The organism is Bittarella sp. HCP28S3_D9 (assembly GCF_052065655.1).
GTDB classification, from domain to species: domain Bacteria; phylum Bacillota; class Clostridia; order Oscillospirales; family Ruminococcaceae; genus Bittarella; species Bittarella massiliensis.
Map to the genome: position 1 here is coordinate 74,857 of NZ_JBQHTP010000012.1, position 15,737 is coordinate 90,593.

Here is a 15,737-nt window from a genome sequence, read left to right on the forward strand (position 1 = left end):
CCTCCGCTCATTTTACTCGCCTGCACTTGGCCATGAAGAAGCCGTCGGTCCCGGTCTTGTGGGGAAAGAGGGTGAGGGTCTCCTCCTCCTTCACCGCGCCGGGGCAAGCCGGTTCGATAGGGACGCGGACAAACCGCCCGTCGTCCCGCAGCAATTTGCCGAAGACCCCCTGGTTCTCCGCCGGGTTGAGGGTGCAGGTGGAGTAGACCAGTTCGCCCCCCACCCGCAGGTGTTCGGCGGCGTTTTTGAGGATGTCCAGCTGCAGGCTGGGCAGGTCCTTCACCTCGCCGCGCCGCTTGTAGCGCAGGTCGGGCTTTTTGCCCATCACCCCCAGCCCCGAGCAGGGCACGTCGCAGAGGATGCGGTCCGCCTCCCCGCCCGGGAGGGGCTGCCGGGCGTCGTGCACCTGGGCGCGCACGGCGGAGAGCCCCAGCCGCTGCGCCCCCTCGGCGATGAGGGCGGCCTTGTAGCCCTGCAGGTCGCAGGCGAGAAGCTCGCCTTCGTCCCCCATCATCTGGGCCAGGGTGAAACTCTTGCCGCCCGGGGCGGCGCAGAAGTCGATCACCCGCTCCCCCGGCTTGGCGCCCAGGGCCAGGGCGCAGTACTGGGATGAGAGGTCCTGCACGTGAAAGAGCCCCTCGGCAAAGCCGGGCAGGTCGGGCACCCGGCCCGCCGCCTCCAGCCGCAGGGCGTTTTCACACCCGGTCTCGGCGGCGGGGATCCCCGCCTCCCGCCAGCGGGCCAGCAGGGCCGGGGCGGTGGTCTTTTGGGTGTTGACCCGCACAAAGGTGGGGAACTCGCCCGCAAAGGCCTCCAACAGGGCGCGGCAGGTGTCGCCGCCGTAGCGCTTTTGCCAGAGCTTTGCGATCCAGGGTTCCACCGAATAGCGCACCGACAGGTCCTCCCCCTCGTAGAGGGGTTTCCCCTCCCGCAGGAAGCGGCGCAGCACGGCGTTGCAGAGCCCGGTGGCCCCGATCTGGCGCAGGGGGCCGGCCAGCTTCACCGTCTCGTTGACGGCGGCGCTGGCGGGTATGCCGTCGCAGAAGGCCAGCTGGTAGAGCCCCAGGCGGAGGATGGTGCGCACCTGCACCGAGAGGGGCCGCCCCCCGCAGAGCCGGTCGACGGCCTCGTCCAGCCGGTATTTGCAGCTGGTGACCCCGTAGACCAGCCGGGTGGCTAGGGCCCGCTGCCGGGGTTCCAGCCCGCTCTGCTCCAGGGCCTGGTCCAGCACCGCCCCGGCGTAGCCGCCGGTCTCCACCTGGCAGAGGGCCTTGGCGGCCACCAGCCGCTCACTCGTCTGTCTGTCAGTCATTGTTCCTCCGTCCGAAAAGCAAGATCAATCGCAGCAGGTTGGCCAGGGAGACCAGCAGGCTGCCCACATAGGTGAGGGCGGCGGCACTCAGCACCCGTTTGGCGCCGGTGAGCTCCTCCCCCTCCAGCAGCCCGGCATCGCCGAGGATGGCGACGGCCCGGCGGCTGGCGTTGAACTCCACCGGCAGGGTCACCAATTGAAAGACCACCACCAGGGAAAACAGCAGGATCCCCACGTCCACCAGCGGCCCCATCCCCATGATGAAGCCCAGCAGGATGAGGGGCCCCGAGAGGGTGGAACCGATGTTGGTGATGGGGATGATGGCGTTTCGCAGGGTGAGGGGGAAATACCCCTGGGCGTGTTGGAGGGCGTGCCCCGCCTCGTGGGCGGCCACCCCGATGGAGGCCACCGAGGTGCCGGAGTAGACTTCCCCCGAGAGGCGGATCACCCCCGCCCGGGGGTCGTAGTGGTCGCTGAGGTGGCCGCCGGTCTCGCTCACCGAGACGTTTGTCACCCCGTTTTGCCGCAGGATGTAGAGGGCCGCGTCCTTGCCGGTAAAGCCCCGGCGGGAAAAGACGTGGCTGTACTTGGCAAAGGTGGACTTGACCCGCACCTGGGCCCAGAGGGTCACCAGAAGGGCGGGCACCACCAGCAGCAGGTAATATCGGTCGATTAGAAAAAAGGGCATTTGCAAATTCTCCTTCCCGGGGCAAGGGCGAGGGCAAGGTCAGGGCGGGTCAGCCGGCGAAGCGGTCCCCCGCCTTGACCGGGTGGCCGCGCAGAAAGTCGGCCTCGGTGGTGCGCTTGCCGCCCTCCAAGAGGACTTCTTTCAGCCGCACCCCGCTGCCGTCGCCGCAGGCGATACAGAGGGAGCCGTCGGCCACCGCGCAGCCGGGGGGCGCCGCAAAGGGGCCGGGGACCACCTCACAGGAAAAGACCTTGCACTTCTTGCCGCCGAAAAAAGTATAGGCCACCGGCCAGGGGTTTAGACCCCGGACCCGGTCGTGCACTGCCTGGGCGGGGGCATTGAAATCCAGTTCGGCCAGTTCCTTGTCGAGCATGGAGGCGTAGCAGGACTCCCCCTCCTGTGCCCGGCGGGGGGCCTCGCCCCGCTCCACCAGGTGCAAGGTCTCCACCAGCAGCTCCGCCCCCTGGGCGGCCAGCCGGTCAAAGAGCTCGCCGGAGGTCTCCTCCGGGCCGATGGGGGTGGTGGACTGGAGGATGATGTCCCCGGTGTCCACCCCTTCGTCCATGTACATGGTGGTGACGCCGGTCTCCCTCTCCCCGTTGATGACCGCCCACTGGATGGGGGCGGCCCCCCGGTAGCGGGGCAGCAGGGAGCCGTGGACGTTGACGCAGCCCAGGGGGGGCAGGTCGATGACCTCCTTGGGGAGGATCTTGCCGTAGGCCACCACCACGATCAAGTCGGGGGCCAGGGCGCGCAGTTCCTCCTGTACCTCGGGTCGGCGCAGGCTCTTGGGCTGGTAGACTGGGATGCCGTGGCGCTGGGCCAGCACCTTGACCGGGGGCGGGGTCAGCACCCGCTTGCGGCCCACCGGCTTGTCGGTCTGGGTGTAGACGGCCTTGACCGAAAAGCCCTGTTCCAGCAGGGCCCGCAGACTCTGTTCGGCAAAGTCGGGGGTCCCCATAAATACGATGTCCATCTGCAAACCGCCTTTCGCGGGAGGGGGGCTACTGCTCCCCCTCCTCCCCTTCTTGCTGAGCGATGAGTTCGGCCAGCTCTTCCTTGGTGAGGATCTGGCTGGCCTTGTCCACAAACAGCACCCCGTCCAGGTGGTCGAGTTCGTGGCAGACGCAGCGGGCGAAGAGGTCCTCCCCCTCCTTTTCCAGCACCTGGCCGGTGCGGTCCTGGTAGCGGACCTTCACCTTGTAGGGGCGGGTGACAAAGCCGAACTCCCCCGGGAAAGAGAGGCAGCCCTCCACCGCCTCCTCCTCCCCCTCGCGGGAGAGGATCTCGGGGTTGACCAGCTCCATCGGCCCCTCCCCCACGTCGATGACCACCACCCGGCGCAGAAGCCCCACCTGGGGGGCGGCCAGGCCGACCCCGTCGGCCTCGTTCATGGTCTCGATCATGTCCTCCACCAGCTGGGCCAGTTTCTCGTCAAACTTTTCCACCGGGCGGCTCTTCTTTCGCAGGAGCTCCTGCTCCTTGGTCACGATGTTGCGCATTGCCATGGTCTACCTGCTCCTTCTCTATCGCACAGTCTGTGGACGCCCCGGCCCCGAGGGGGGCAAACGGGCGAAAATTGCCTTATCGCGTCTATTATATCTCATTGTCGGGGTGAAAATCTACCCCCACCGCCACATCCCGCAGGGAAACCTGCTGGGCCAGGGCGGCAATGGCCTCCCGCAGCAGGGCGCGGAAGGTGCGGTTGTTCTTGCACTTGACGATGATCTTGTAGCGGTACTTGTCGCTGACGCGCTCCACCAAAAAGGGGGTGGGGCCCATCAGCCGCAGGGGCACCCCCCGGTAGCTGCCCTGGGCCAGCCGCTGCAAGATCTCCATCAGCGCCCGGCCCGCCTCGATGCACCGCTCCCGCTTGGCCCCGGTGAGGCCGATCAGGCAGAGGTCGCAAAAGGGCGGGTAGAGCAGGTACTTGCGGGCCTGCATCTCCTCGGCAAAAAAGGCGTCGTAGTCCTGGCGGGAGGCCAGGCCCAGCACCCGGTTTTGGGGGTCAAAGGTCTGGATGACCGCCCGCCCCGACTGGGCGCCCCGGCCGCCCCGGCCCACCACCTGGGTCACCAGGGAGAAGCAGCGCTCAAAGCTGCGGTAGCTCTGGCCGCCCAGCACGTGGTCGATCCCCAGCACCCCCACCAGGGTGACGTTGGGGAAGTCCAGCCCCTTGGCCACCATCTGGGTGCCCACCAGGATGTCGTACTCCCCCCCGGCAAAGGCCTGTAAAAAGGCGCGGTGGGAGTCCTTGCTGACGGTGGTGTCGGTGTCCATGCGCAGGATGCGCGCCTCGGGGAAGAGGAGTTCCAGCTGGTCCTCCACCTTTTGGGTGCCGGCCCCCAACAGCCGCAGGTGGCTGTCGCCGCAGTTGTCGCAGCGGCCGGTCAGCTCCACCGAGTAGCCGCAGTAGTGGCAGACCAGCCGCCCGTTTTGCCGGTGGTAGGTCAGGGGGATGTCGCAGTGCTTGCAGCGGGCCACCGCCCCGCAGCTCGAACAGACGGCGGTGGTGTTGTACCCCCGGCGGTTGATGAGCAAGATCACCTGGTGCCCCGCGCCCACGGCCAGTTGGATCTGCCGGGCCAGGGGGCGGGAAATTTCAAAGGTGTTGCCCGAGGCCAGCTCCGCCTTCATGTCCACCAGCTCCACCTGGGGCAGGGCGTTGCCGGAGTACCGCTCCGGCAGTTGGTAGAGGGCGATCTCCCCCCGCTTGGCGGCGCTGAAGGTCAGCACGCTGGGGGTGGCGGAGGCCAGCACCAACTGCGCGGCGTGGTATTTGGCGCGAAAGCGGGCCACGTCCCGGGCGTGGTACTTGGGGGAGGAGTCGGAGTGGTAGCTCCCCTCCTGCTCCTCGTCCAGGATGATGATGCCGATGTTTCGCAGGGGGGCGAAGACCGCCGAGCGGGTGCCGATGGCGATGTCGGCCTTCCCCTCCTTGATCCGCCGGTACTCGCTGGCCCGCTCCCCCACCGAGAGGCCGCTGTGCAGGACCGCCACCCGCTCCCCAAAGAGGGTCTTGAAGCGGGTGATGACCTGGGGGGTGAGGGCGATTTCCGGCACCAGCAAAATCGCCTGTTTGCCCAGGCGCAGGGCGTTTTCGATCAGCTTGATGAAGACCAGGGTCTTGCCCGAGCCGGTGACCCCGTAGAGGAGCGAGCAGCCGTAGGCCCGTTTCGCCATGGCCGCCGACAGGGCGTCGTAGACCGCCGCCTGGGCCGGGGTCAACACCACTCCGCCCGGGTCCTCCCGCCCGGCCACGTCGAAGACCTCGCGGTAGCTCTCCCGCTCAAAGAGGGCCAGGGCCCCCTTCTTTTTCAGGTTGTCCACCACCGTCCGCCCCACCCCGGTCTGGTAGAGCAGCTCTTTCAAGGTGGCCCCCTTCTCCCTGGTGCAGAGCCAGTCGTAGACCGCCTTCTGCTTGGGGGTGAGCTTACCTGTAAAGGGAATGGCCTTGGCCCACGTGATCTGGTCCCCGCCGTAGCGGCGGCGGTTCTGGTAGTCCCGCTCCAGGGCGCCGCACTCCAGCAGCTCCCGCAGCTCCCTGGCGTCCGGCTTCCAGCCGGCCGCCGCCAGCAAATCGGCGCAGAGGAGCCGCCCCCGGCGGGCGCGCAGGGCCTCCACCGCCGACTGCTGCCGGGGGGTGAGGGCGGGAGGCAGCAGCTCCTCGCGCAGGAGGAAATACTCCTTGATGGTGATCCCCACCCCCGCCGGGAGGATAGCCTTGGCCGCGTCGTAGTAGGTGCAGAAGGTGGTCTCCCGCAGGTAGAAAACCAGCTTGAAGAGCTCCTCGTTCTCGCAGAGCTCCCGGTCGTAGACGCTGGCGATCTCCTTGCAGCGGGAGGTGTCCTCCTCCTGGCAGAGTTCCAGCACCAGGCCGCTGCGGCGCTTGTTCCCCCGCCCAAAGGGGACGGTGACCCGCGCCCCGGGGGCGACCTCCTCCCGCAGGGCGGGGGGGATCTTGTAGCTAAAGGGCTTGTCAAAGTAAAAGGCGGCATTGTCCACCGCTATTTTCGCAACCGTTTCGGGCACAGACAAAGCCGCCTCCTCTCTTCTATTTTCCATCGCGGGGGCCAGGCGCGCCGGGCGCCAAAGGCCGCTCCCCCGCGCAGCTCTAGTGCTCGCCCCGCTTGGCCTGCCAGAGGGCGAGCAGCCGGTCCAGCAGTCGGTCGGCCAACTCCCCCTTTTGCAGCAGGGGCAGCTCCTCCGCCCCCTCCTTGGTGAGGAGGGTCGCCACGTTGGTGTCCACCTCGAACCCGGCGCCGGGCTGCTTGAGGTTGTTGGCCACGATCATGTCGGCGCGCTTGGAGGCGAGTTTCTTGGACGAATTCTCCACCAGATCCCTCGTCTCCATCGAGAAGCCGCAGATCACCTGGTCGGGGCGGGCACGCTCCCCCACCGCCGCCAGGATGTCCTTGGTGCGCACCAGTTCGATGCGGCCGTCCAGCTGGTCCTTTTTCAGCTTGTCCCCCGCCGTCTGGGCCGGGGTGAAGTCGGCCACCGCCGCCGCCTTGACCACCATGTCCTGCCCGTCCAGCCGGTCCATCACCGCTCGGTACATCTCCTCCGCCGACTCGGCGGGGACCGTCTCCACCCCCTCGGGGGGGGCCAGGGACACCTTGCCGGTGACCAGGGTCACCACCGCCCCCCGGCGCTGGGCCGCGGCGGCGATGGCATAGCCCATCTTCCCGGTGGAGCGGTTGCTGAGAAAGCGCACCGGGTCCAAATACTCCCGGGTGGGGCCAGCGGTCACCAGCAGCCGCACCCCCTCCAGATCCCGCTTGGGGGGAAAGAGGATGCGGTGGATGGCCTCCACCAGGGCCGGGGGCTCGGGCAGCCGCCCCTTGGCGGTGACCCCGCAGGCCAGGTAGCCGCTGTCCGGCTCGACGATCAGCATCTCCCGCCGGCGCAGGGTCTCGATGTTTTGCTGGGTGGCGGGGTTTTCGTACATGTTCACGTTCATGGCTGGGGCCACCAGCTTGGGGCAGGTAGCGGCCAAAAAGGTGGTGGTGAGCATGTCGTCGGCCAGGCCGCAGGCCGCCTTGGCGATGAAGTTGGCGGTGGCCGGGGCCACGGCGAAGAGGTCGGCCCCCTCGGTGAGGGAGATGTGCTTGACGTCCCAGGAAAAGACCCGGTCGAAGGTGTCGACATAGGCCTTGCGCCGGGTGAGGGTCTCAAAGGTGAGGGGGGTGATGAACTGGGTGGCGTTCTCGCTCATGAGGACGTGGACCTCGGCCCCCTCTTTGGTGAGGGCCGAGGCCACGTTGGCCATCTTGTAGGCGGCGATGCCGCCGGTGATCCCCAGTAAAATCTTCTTGCCGGTCAGGTCCATCATTCATCCCTCCTGCGCGCGCCGCCCGCTGTGCGGGGTGCGCCTGTCAGTCGTTTCTGCCGTCGTCCCGGATGGAGCAAACGCCTTTTGCAAACTCCATCACCGCCAGCTTCACCGGCTTTTCCACCAGAATGCGCTCCTCCTCGGCGGCCTCGTCCACGATTTCCCGGGCGCGCTTGGCCACGGCCACCACCAGCATGTAATAGCTCTGGTTGGGTTTCAGCAGTTCACTCAGTGCAGGTCTTAACATTCTTCCATCACTCTTTCCATAATTTGTCCCATGTAGCGGGAGGCGCGCTTCTGCGCTTCCATAATGGTCTCGATTTGGTCGGCGCAGCTCTCGACGGTGTCGTTGAGCACCACGTAGTCGTACAGGCCGTACTGCCGCAACTCCTCTTTGGCCACCGCCAGCCGCCGCTCGATGGTGGCGGCGTCCTCGGTGCCGCGGCCCTCCAGCCGGCGGCGCAGCTCCTTCATGCTGGGGGGGATGACGAAGAGCAGCGTCGCCTCGGGCGCCAAGGTGCGGATGTTTTTGGCCCCGGTGACCTCGATTTCCAGCAGCACATCCTGGCCGGCGGCCAGGCTCTCCTCCACCGGCGCCTTGGGGGTGCCGTAGTAGTTGCCGCAGTAGTTGACGTATTCCAGCATCTCGCCGTCGGCGATCCGCCGCTCGAACTCCTCTTTGCTCAAGAAGTAGTACTGCACCCCGTCCACCTCGCCGGGGCGGGGGGCGCGGGTGGTGGCCGAGACCGACAGCTTCAGCGGGCGGCGGCCCATCAGCTCTTTGATGGCCGTGCCCTTGCCGCTGCCCGAGGGGCCGGAGAGGACAAACAGGATCCCGCGGTTATTCATCTTCATCCTCCTCCAACAGATCCTCCCCCTTGTCCAGCCGGTTGCCGATGGTCTCGGGCTGCACGGCCGAGAGGATGACGTGGTCGCTGTCGGTGACGATGACCGCCCTCGTCCGCCGCCCGTAGGTGGCGTCGATGAGCAGGCCCTTGTCCCGGGCGTCCTGGATGATCCGCTTGATGGGGGCGCTCTCCGGGCTGACAATGGCGATGAGCCGGTTGGCCGACACCATGTTGCCAAAGCCGATGTTGATCAGTTTCATAGCGATTCCTTTCCGGCCTGGGGCCGCTTACTCAATATTCTGCACCTGTTCGCGCATCTTCTCGATCTCCGACTTCATCTCCACCACCAGCTTGCTGATGGCCACGTCGGAGCACTTGGAGCCGATGGTGTTGGCCTCGCGGTTGAACTCCTGCACCAGGAAATCCAGCTTGCGGCCCACCGCCTCGCCCCCGGCCAGGATCTCTTCCAGAGAGGCCACGTGGCTGCGCAGCCGCACCGTCTCCTCATCGGTGGCCACCTTGTCGGCAAAGAGGGCCGCCTCGGTGAGCAGCCGCCCCTCGTCGATCTGGCGGTCGCCCAGCAGCTCCTGCAACTTGGCGTAGAGCCTGTCCCGGTAGGCGCTCACCGTCTGGGGGGCGGCGGCCTCGATTTTGGCCACATAGCTGAGCACCGCCTGGGCGCGGGCAAGGATGTCGGCCTTCATCCGCTCCCCCTCGGCGGCCCGCATGGCGAGAAACTCGTCCACCGCAGCCTCGGCCACCTGGGCGACCAGGGACCAGACGGCCTCGGGGTCCTCCTGCGCGCGGCGGACGGCAAAGACGTCGGGCAGCCGGGCGATGTCGGAGAGGGCGATGTCGTCGTCCACGTCCAGCTCGGCACGCACCTCCCGCAGGGCCTGCAAATAGCCCTGGGCCACCGCCCGGTTGACGGCGATGACCTCGTCCCCCCCGTCGAGCCGCTGCAGGTAGAGGTTGACCTGAATTTTGCCGCGGGAGACCCGCTCCTGCACAAAGGCCTTTAGCCTGTCCTCCAGATAGCCGTACATCCGCGGCGTCTTGCAGGAGAACTCAAAGTAGCGGTGGTTGACGCTCCTGATTTCCAGCAGAATGTCGTAGCCGCCCAGCTGCTGCTGGCTGCGGCCGTACCCGGTCATGCTCCGAACCATCCATTCGCCCCTCTTCTCATCTCTTCACCGGCACAAAACAGCCCGCGTGGCTCCGCCTGGCGGCGGCCCGCAGGCGCCTGTTTTACTCCCTATCGCCGCCCCTAAAAAGGGCGGTTTTGTGGCGCGCCGCCGGTGACTCCTGTCCCCTGGCGGGCGGGGGCGTCCGGCTCTCGTTTGGGCCGCCCCTATTTTTATCTATTTTACTATTTTGGGGCGGTCACTGTCAACCGCACCCCTTCTATTTTGGGCCGTTTTCTCCGCCAATCTGCAGTTTTCTCGCAAATTTGTTTTCCCCTCCGCCACCCTGCCACTCTCCTGTGGACGGGGCTCTCCACAAAAAAGGAATGGCCGCCCGCAGGCGGCCGACAAGGGAAGGAGAATACAGCGCCACTTGGCGGCGCTCTGGGGCGCTGGGCAGGGGGGCAGAGAGGGACTTGCACGCGACGGGGCAAACCCGCAGACCGCCCTTTTCTCAGCAAGGTTTTACCTGTTAGCCCCCTGTCCAGCACCCGGGCCGGTTTGCCGCCGGACGGGAGGAACTTGAGTTTATAGGTGGCGCAAGGAAACGCTCTCTGTCACCGACTTAGACAGTGAGGACGGAGCAAGACGGTTTACACCCACCACCACTGCTGGCTGGCATCTCGGTACACTGGCCAAGTGCAGAAGGGAGGCTTGCACGTGCCGGGGCAAACCCGCAGACCGTCCTTTTCAGCAGGGCTTTGCCGGTCGGCCTTTCCCCTGCCCAGCACCCGGGCCGTTTTGCTGCCGGGTGGAAGAAGGTTGGCTTTACAAGCGGTGCGAGAAAACGTCCCCGCCGCCTTGAACAGCGGGTGCAGAGCAAAGCGGCCTCCCCCCTCCAACGCGCCGGTGTGTCGGCTGGCGCCTCGGGGCGCCGGTCAGGTGCGGAGAGAGGCTTGTGTGCAGCCGAGTGAACCTACAGACTGCCCTTTCTCAGCAGGGCTTTGCCGGTCGGCCTTCCCCCTGCCCAGCATCCAGGTCATTTTGCCGCCGGGCAGGAGAAGCTGGGGTTTACAGGCAGCGCGGGAAAACGCTCCCTGTGCCACTCCCGACCACGGGACGGGGGAAGGCGGTCCACACCCACCACCACTGCCGGCTAGCATCTCGGTACACTGGCCAAGTGCAGAAGGGAGACTTGCACGCGGCGGAGCAAACCCGCAGACCACCCTTTTTCAGCAGGGTTTTGCCGGTTAGCCCCCCTGTCCAGCACCCGGGACGATTTGTCGCCGAGTGGGAGGAGATGGGGATTATAGGCAGTGCAAGGAAACCCTCCCTGCGCCACTCCCGACCGCGGGGCGGGGCGAAGCGGCCTACACCCTCCTCAAAAACCGCCTTGTGAAGAGGGCGATCCACAGCAGACAGGTGAAGATCCCCAGTGCAAACGAAAGGGGATCTGCACCCTCCATCACCAGTTTGCCGATCCAAAAAGAGGGGAGGAACGCCAGCCAATAGTGGTGGGGGGCCGGGACAAACCACAGCAGGATGAGTCCGGCAAAGCTGATCCCCGTCAGCTTTGAGACGGCCAGCCCCTCCACCCGATTCCCGGCCAATGAGACCACCATCATCGCCAAAAAAACGCCGGTCAGGCTGCTGACGATCGCACTTTGGAGAACGGTTTGAAAGGACAGGGGCGAGAGCTTGAAGGCCAGGGCGACCAGCAGGGTGACCCCCAGCGCCCACCCCATCGGGATGCCGATGCGCGCCAGCAGGTAGGGATACCCCGCCGAGGGGGTGATTTGGTAGAAAGCCCCCAGGCCCTCGTCCCGCTCCTCCAGGATCAGGAATGCCGAGATGATGGCCACAAACATGGGCGCGAGACAGATGAGCATGCCGTCGGCCAAGCCGTACCACGCCGCGATGGAGAAGGAAAACCGCTCCGTCAGCACGCGGTCGATCAGGGGGATGGCAAAGCGAAAGAACAGCCCGGCAAAAAGGGGCGCTGGGACCAGGACCAGCAGCATCCCGTCCCTCGCTATCTGCCGCAGGCCGGCGGCAAAGAGTTTTCCCGTGTTTCTCATCTGCCCTCTCCCCCTTCTGCCCGCAGGGCGTCCCTGACGCACCTGTCGGCCCAGACCAGCGCCAGCCCGAACCAGAGGGCGAGCACCCCCCACAGCCAGCCGCCCGCCCCCTGCGCCAAGCCGATGGGGCCGGCGATCGCGCGCCAGAGGGCCGTGCTCGGAACCATCTCCAAGAGCGGATGGGAAAACCCGAAGGCCGTCAGAACGGGCGGGGCCGTCAAGGCCGTCAGGGGGAGGATGACCACCGTCAGATAGTGGTTGACAGAGCGGGCGCGGGAGGCGACCGTCAGCCCGATGAGATTGAGCACCACCGCCCCGGCAAATACCCCCAGGGAGAGACCCGCCAGGTGAACCCCTCTCCCCAGGGAGACAAGGGCAATGAGGTCGGCCGACACCGTTGACAAAACCGCCAGGGAGACGGCCTTGGAGAGGACGTACTCCACCGGGCGGAGGGGGGAAACGCACCAAAAGCGGTGAAGTCCCTCTCCCCGCTCCAACAGCCAGATCCCGCCGATGAAGAAGATGCCCAGCATGGCGGGGTCGGTCAGGATGACGAGGGCGGCGACCGCGTCTCGATACGCCGGGGGCACTATCGCCAGCACGCCGATATAGACGGCGCTGAAAAAGGCATAGAGAAAATAAAACCCGTATTTTACCTGAAAGCGGATGTCGTTTTTCAGGGCACTTAAAAATCTCATCGCAGCCCCTTTCCGGTCAGCGCAATGAACACGTCCTCCAGCGTCCGCTCCTTGGAGTGGATGCTCGTCAGGTGGCCCCGCTGCAGCGCGGCCCGAAACGCCGGCGAGGCGCCCAGTTCGGCCAGGGCGCAACTGCCCCTCCCCTCCCCTTCGCCGTCCCGAAAGCGGTACTCCACCTCTGTCGCTCCATCTCCCCTGCGCAGTGCACAGGGGGTGTCAAGGGCCCGCACAGAGCCGTCGGCGATAAAGGCGACCCGGTCGCAGAGCTCCTGCGCGTCGTGCATGTTGTGGGTGGTGAGGATGACGGTCTTTCCCCGCTCCCTCTCCTCCCGTATCATCCCCTTCAACACCCTTGCATTCGCCGGGTCCAGGCCGCTGGTCGGCTCGTCGAGGAAGAGCAGGGCGGGGTCGTGCAGCAGCGCGCGCACAAAGCCGAGGCGCATCTTCATCCCCTTGGAAAAGCTGTCGACCCGCTTGTCTGCGTCGCGGTGCAGGCCCACCCGCTCTAAAAGCGCCATCGGGTCGGCCGTCTCGCCGGCGTAGAGGGAGGCGAAATACCGCAGATTCTCGCGCGCGGTGAATTTGCCGTAAAAGTTGGGGAACTCAAAGTCCACGCCGATGTGCTGGTAGTAGTCGCTCCGCCGCCGCTTCATCTCGATCCCGAAGACGCGAACGCTCCCCCGGTATTCCCGGAGGGTCCCCGTCAGGATCTTTTGCAGGGTGCTCTTGCCCGCCCCGGACGGGCCGAGAAAGCCGAACACCTCCCCCTGCTCTACGGAAAAATCGATTTCGCGGATGGTGTCCCCCTTGGCGGACGGGTATCGAAACGAGAGGTTTTCCACCTCAATGGTCCTCATCGACGATCAACTCCTTCAATACGCCGTCCAGAATGATTTCCATCACGGCCTGCCTGCTGTCCGCCTCCTCCTGCTGCAAATTGAGAAAGGCGACGGCCAGGGTCTGCAGGGCCTTGGTGGCGATCTCCGGCCCGCAGGCAAAGCGGATGCCGAATTCCTCCAACTTGGCCAGCTCCCGCCTGTCGTCCTGGGTGTGCGCCTCGATCGCCTCCGGGGGCAGCTTGCGGTAGAGGTAGTCGGCGGTCTCCCCGTCGGCCTGCCTGAGCATGGGGTAGCGCTGCAACTCGTCAAACATCCAGAGGAAGCACCCCTTGCAGAGCGCCCTCGGCGGCAGGGCGCGGTGTTCCTTTAAAAACGCGTCCATATCGCGCCACATCTGAAATTGCAGGTTCCCCGCAATGTCCAGATACAGGTGTTCCTTGCTGGGATAAAAGGTGTAAAAGGTGCCCTTGGCGATGCCGGTGGCCCGCACGATCTCGTCGACGGTGACCTTTTTCACCCCGAACGCGGCAAATAGCCGCTCCCCTTCTCGCATCAATCTCTGCCGGATGATCTCCCTTTCCCCGGCACTGAATCTGGGCATGGGCCGCCCTCCAATCTATATGACTATATATTTCTATTTGGTCATATAGATTGTACCACTTCGCCTCGCTGCCTGTCAAGGGCCATCCCATCCCCCTCCCCTTGCATTGCAGATTTCCTCCTTCCAGGCAAAGTCACCGCTGAAACGGGCGATCTGCACCAATCCCAAAAGGGCCTCATCTAGGCCCAGTCCCTCGGGGCATCGAATATCTTTTCATAATGCCCACGCCACCGCCAAACCGGCAATCGAGGACACCTCCCCCCAGAGCCTGCCCTTCTTTTTGCGCCTTCTGCGCCCCCTCTTTTCGGGAAGCCTTTCACGGGAGCAATTTGACACCCCCGGCAGAGTCGGGGGATCCAGGGCGCGAAAACGGCAAAAAAAGACAGCCGGAAGGCTCGTTACCTTCCGGCTGTCTTTCCTATCGATTCACAGCAGGGGCTGCGCCCTTTGCGCGCTCTGCTTACAGGGGGTGGACCTTGTTCTGGGTGTCCACGTGCTCGCCGTCGATGTGCAGCTGCTTGTTGCGGCGGTTCTCGAAGAACTTGACCGCGACCTGGCCGAACTGGGCGTAGGTCAGCACGTCCTCTTCCTGCTGCATGTAGTCGGCGCACTCGGCCCGCAGCTTATCCAGCTCGGGCTCGATCAGGTCGGCGGGGCGGCAGGTGATCCGCTCGTCGTCGCCGATGATTTTCTTGACGAAATCGGGCTCGATCTCCACTGGGGTGCGGCCGTATTCGCCGCGCACCAGGCCCTTGAACTCCTTGGTGACCATCTTGTAGCGCTCCCCGCCGATGACGTTGAACACCGCCTGGGTGCCGACGATCTGCGAGGTGGGGGTGACCAGCGGGGGATAGCCGGCGTCTTTGCGGACGCGGGGGATCTCCTGCAGCACCTCTTCAAATTTGTCCTCTTTGCCGGCCTGTTTCAGCTGGCTGATGAGGTTGGAGATCATGCCGCCGGGCACCTGGTAGAGCAGGGTGTTGGCGTCCACGCCCAGGACCTTGGGCGAGATCATCCCGTTTTCGATGTACTTGGTGCGGATCTTGGCAAAGTACTCCCGCACCTTGTTGAGCTGGTTCAGGTCCAGACCGGTGTCGTACTCGGTCCCGGCCAGGGCGGCCACCATCGACTCGGTGGGGGCGTGGGAGGTGCCCAGCGCCAGGGGGGAGATGGCGGTGTCGATCACGTCGGCGCCCGCCTCGATGCCCTTGAGCAGCACCATGGAGGCCAGGCCGGAGGTGTAGTGGGAGTGCAGCTGAATGGGGATCTTCACGTTCTCCTTCAGGGCCTTCACCAGGTCGTAGACGGTGTAAGGGGTCAACAGGCCCGCCATGTCCTTGATGCAGATGGAGTCGGCGCCCTCGTTCTCCAGCTCCTTGGCGTACTGCACAAAGTAGGGGATGTTGTGCACCGGGGAGGTGGTGTAGGAGATGCAGGCCTGCAGGTGGGCGTTCTGGCGCTTGGTGGCGCGGATGGACGCCTGCAGGTTGCGGATGTCGTTGAGGGCGTCAAAGATGCGGATGACGTCGATGCCGTTGGCCACCGACTTCTCGACGAAGTACTCCACCACGTCGTCGGCGTAGTGGCGGTAGCCCAGGCAGTTCTGCCCCCGGTAGAGCATCTGGATGGGGGTGTTGGGCATGTGTTTTTTGATGGTGCGCAGTCTGTCCCAGGGGTCTTCGTCCAAAAAGCGGATGCAGGCGTCGAAGGTGGCGCCGCCCCAAGCTTCCACCGAATGGTAGCCCACTTTGTCCATCTCGCCCAAAATCGGCAACATGTCGTCCATGGTCATCCGGGTGGCAAACAGGGACTGGTGTGCGTCGCGCAATACGGTTTCTGTAATTCCAATTTTAGCCATAAACCAGTACCTCTTTCTCCTTCCAGGTATGCTTTACTGGAGGGTCATAATCAAATCGTTGGAGTTGACCGAGTCGCCCTTCTGCACGTTGATGGAGGCGACGGTGCCGTCCTGCGGGCACATGATCTCGTTCTCCATCTTCATGGCTTCCAGGATGGCCAGCACGTCGCCCTTTTTGACGGCGGCGCCGGCGGCGACCTTGATGTCGAGGATGGTGCCGGGCATGGGGGCCTCAATTTTCACGGCGCCGGCGGCACCGGCGGGGGCGGCAGCGGGGGCCGGAGCGGCGGCAGGGGCCGGAGCAGGGGCAGCGGCGGGGGCCGGAGCGGGAGCGGGGGCCGCCACGGGGGCGGCGC

16 protein-coding genes are annotated in these 15,737 nt (G+C 65.4%); all 16 read right to left on the bottom strand.

Going from position 1 to position 15,737, the window contains the following annotated elements:
* Positions 1-7: 7 nt before the first annotated feature.
* On the bottom strand, positions 8-1,312 hold the full coding sequence (gene rsmB / locus ACTNAU_RS07985) for a 16S rRNA (cytosine(967)-C(5))-methyltransferase RsmB (RefSeq protein WP_441098086.1): 1,305 nt from the start codon (positions 1,310-1,312) through the stop codon (positions 8-10).
* Complete coding sequence (locus tag ACTNAU_RS07990) at positions 1,305-2,000, bottom strand: zinc metallopeptidase (RefSeq protein ID WP_021658606.1); 696 nt, start codon at positions 1,998-2,000, stop codon at positions 1,305-1,307. The genes rsmB and ACTNAU_RS07990 overlap by 8 nt, the downstream gene beginning before the upstream one ends.
* A gap of 49 nt (positions 2,001-2,049) precedes the next feature.
* Positions 2,050-2,976, bottom strand: coding sequence for a methionyl-tRNA formyltransferase (gene fmt / locus ACTNAU_RS07995; protein WP_441098087.1), 927 nt, complete (start codon positions 2,974-2,976; stop codon positions 2,050-2,052).
* Between the two features lie 28 nt (positions 2,977-3,004).
* Positions 3,005-3,508 (bottom strand): peptide deformylase, encoded by a 504-nt coding sequence (def, locus tag ACTNAU_RS08000; RefSeq protein WP_185915043.1) that lies wholly within the window; start codon positions 3,506-3,508, stop codon positions 3,005-3,007.
* Positions 3,509-3,596: 88 nt separating this feature from the next.
* Positions 3,597-6,032 (bottom strand): replication restart helicase PriA, encoded by a 2,436-nt coding sequence (priA, locus tag ACTNAU_RS08005; RefSeq protein ID WP_441098088.1) that lies wholly within the window; start codon positions 6,030-6,032, stop codon positions 3,597-3,599.
* Positions 6,033-6,114: 82 nt separating this feature from the next.
* Positions 6,115-7,332 (bottom strand): bifunctional phosphopantothenoylcysteine decarboxylase/phosphopantothenate--cysteine ligase CoaBC, encoded by a 1,218-nt coding sequence (gene coaBC / locus ACTNAU_RS08010; protein ID WP_441098097.1) that lies wholly within the window; start codon positions 7,330-7,332, stop codon positions 6,115-6,117.
* A gap of 46 nt (positions 7,333-7,378) precedes the next feature.
* A complete protein-coding gene (rpoZ, locus tag ACTNAU_RS08015; RefSeq protein WP_185915041.1) occupies positions 7,379-7,582 on the bottom strand; it encodes a DNA-directed RNA polymerase subunit omega in 204 nt (67 codons plus the stop codon).
* The gene (gene gmk / locus ACTNAU_RS08020; protein WP_059005212.1) at positions 7,576-8,184 is read right to left on the bottom strand and encodes a guanylate kinase; all 609 of its coding nucleotides are present in this window, start codon (positions 8,182-8,184) and stop codon (positions 7,576-7,578) included. Before gmk ends, rpoZ begins: the two co-directional genes overlap by 7 nt.
* Positions 8,177-8,449: an extracellular matrix/biofilm regulator RemA gene (gene remA, locus ACTNAU_RS08025; protein WP_044992062.1), complete on the bottom strand. Its 273-nt coding sequence runs from the start codon at positions 8,447-8,449 to the stop codon at positions 8,177-8,179. The genes gmk and remA overlap by 8 nt, the downstream gene beginning before the upstream one ends.
* 21 nt (positions 8,450-8,470) lie before the next feature.
* Positions 8,471-9,349, bottom strand: coding sequence for a YicC/YloC family endoribonuclease (locus ACTNAU_RS08030; RefSeq protein WP_441098089.1), 879 nt, complete (start codon positions 9,347-9,349; stop codon positions 8,471-8,473).
* 1,328 nt (positions 9,350-10,677) lie between these two features.
* Positions 10,678-11,385, bottom strand: coding sequence for a hypothetical protein (locus ACTNAU_RS08035; protein WP_441098090.1), 708 nt, complete (start codon positions 11,383-11,385; stop codon positions 10,678-10,680).
* Positions 11,382-12,083 (bottom strand): fluoroquinolone export ABC transporter permease subunit, encoded by a 702-nt coding sequence (locus ACTNAU_RS08040; RefSeq protein ID WP_441098091.1) that lies wholly within the window; start codon positions 12,081-12,083, stop codon positions 11,382-11,384. Before ACTNAU_RS08040 ends, ACTNAU_RS08035 begins: the two co-directional genes overlap by 4 nt.
* Positions 12,080-12,940, bottom strand: a complete 861-nt coding sequence (locus ACTNAU_RS08045) for an ABC transporter ATP-binding protein (protein ID WP_441098092.1) — start codon at positions 12,938-12,940, stop codon at positions 12,080-12,082. Before ACTNAU_RS08045 ends, ACTNAU_RS08040 begins: the two co-directional genes overlap by 4 nt.
* Positions 12,927-13,523, bottom strand: a complete 597-nt coding sequence (locus tag ACTNAU_RS08050) for a TetR/AcrR family transcriptional regulator (protein ID WP_441098093.1) — start codon at positions 13,521-13,523, stop codon at positions 12,927-12,929. Before ACTNAU_RS08050 ends, ACTNAU_RS08045 begins: the two co-directional genes overlap by 14 nt.
* Positions 13,524-13,983: 460 nt before the next feature.
* Entirely contained in the window at positions 13,984-15,381 is a 1,398-nt protein-coding gene (locus ACTNAU_RS08055; protein WP_021658590.1) for an oxaloacetate decarboxylase subunit alpha, read from the bottom strand.
* A 33-nt stretch (positions 15,382-15,414) separates the two neighbouring features.
* Positions 15,415-15,737, bottom strand: a 323-nt coding sequence (locus ACTNAU_RS08060) for a biotin/lipoyl-containing protein (RefSeq protein ID WP_441098094.1), incomplete at its 5' end; no start/stop codon positions are given.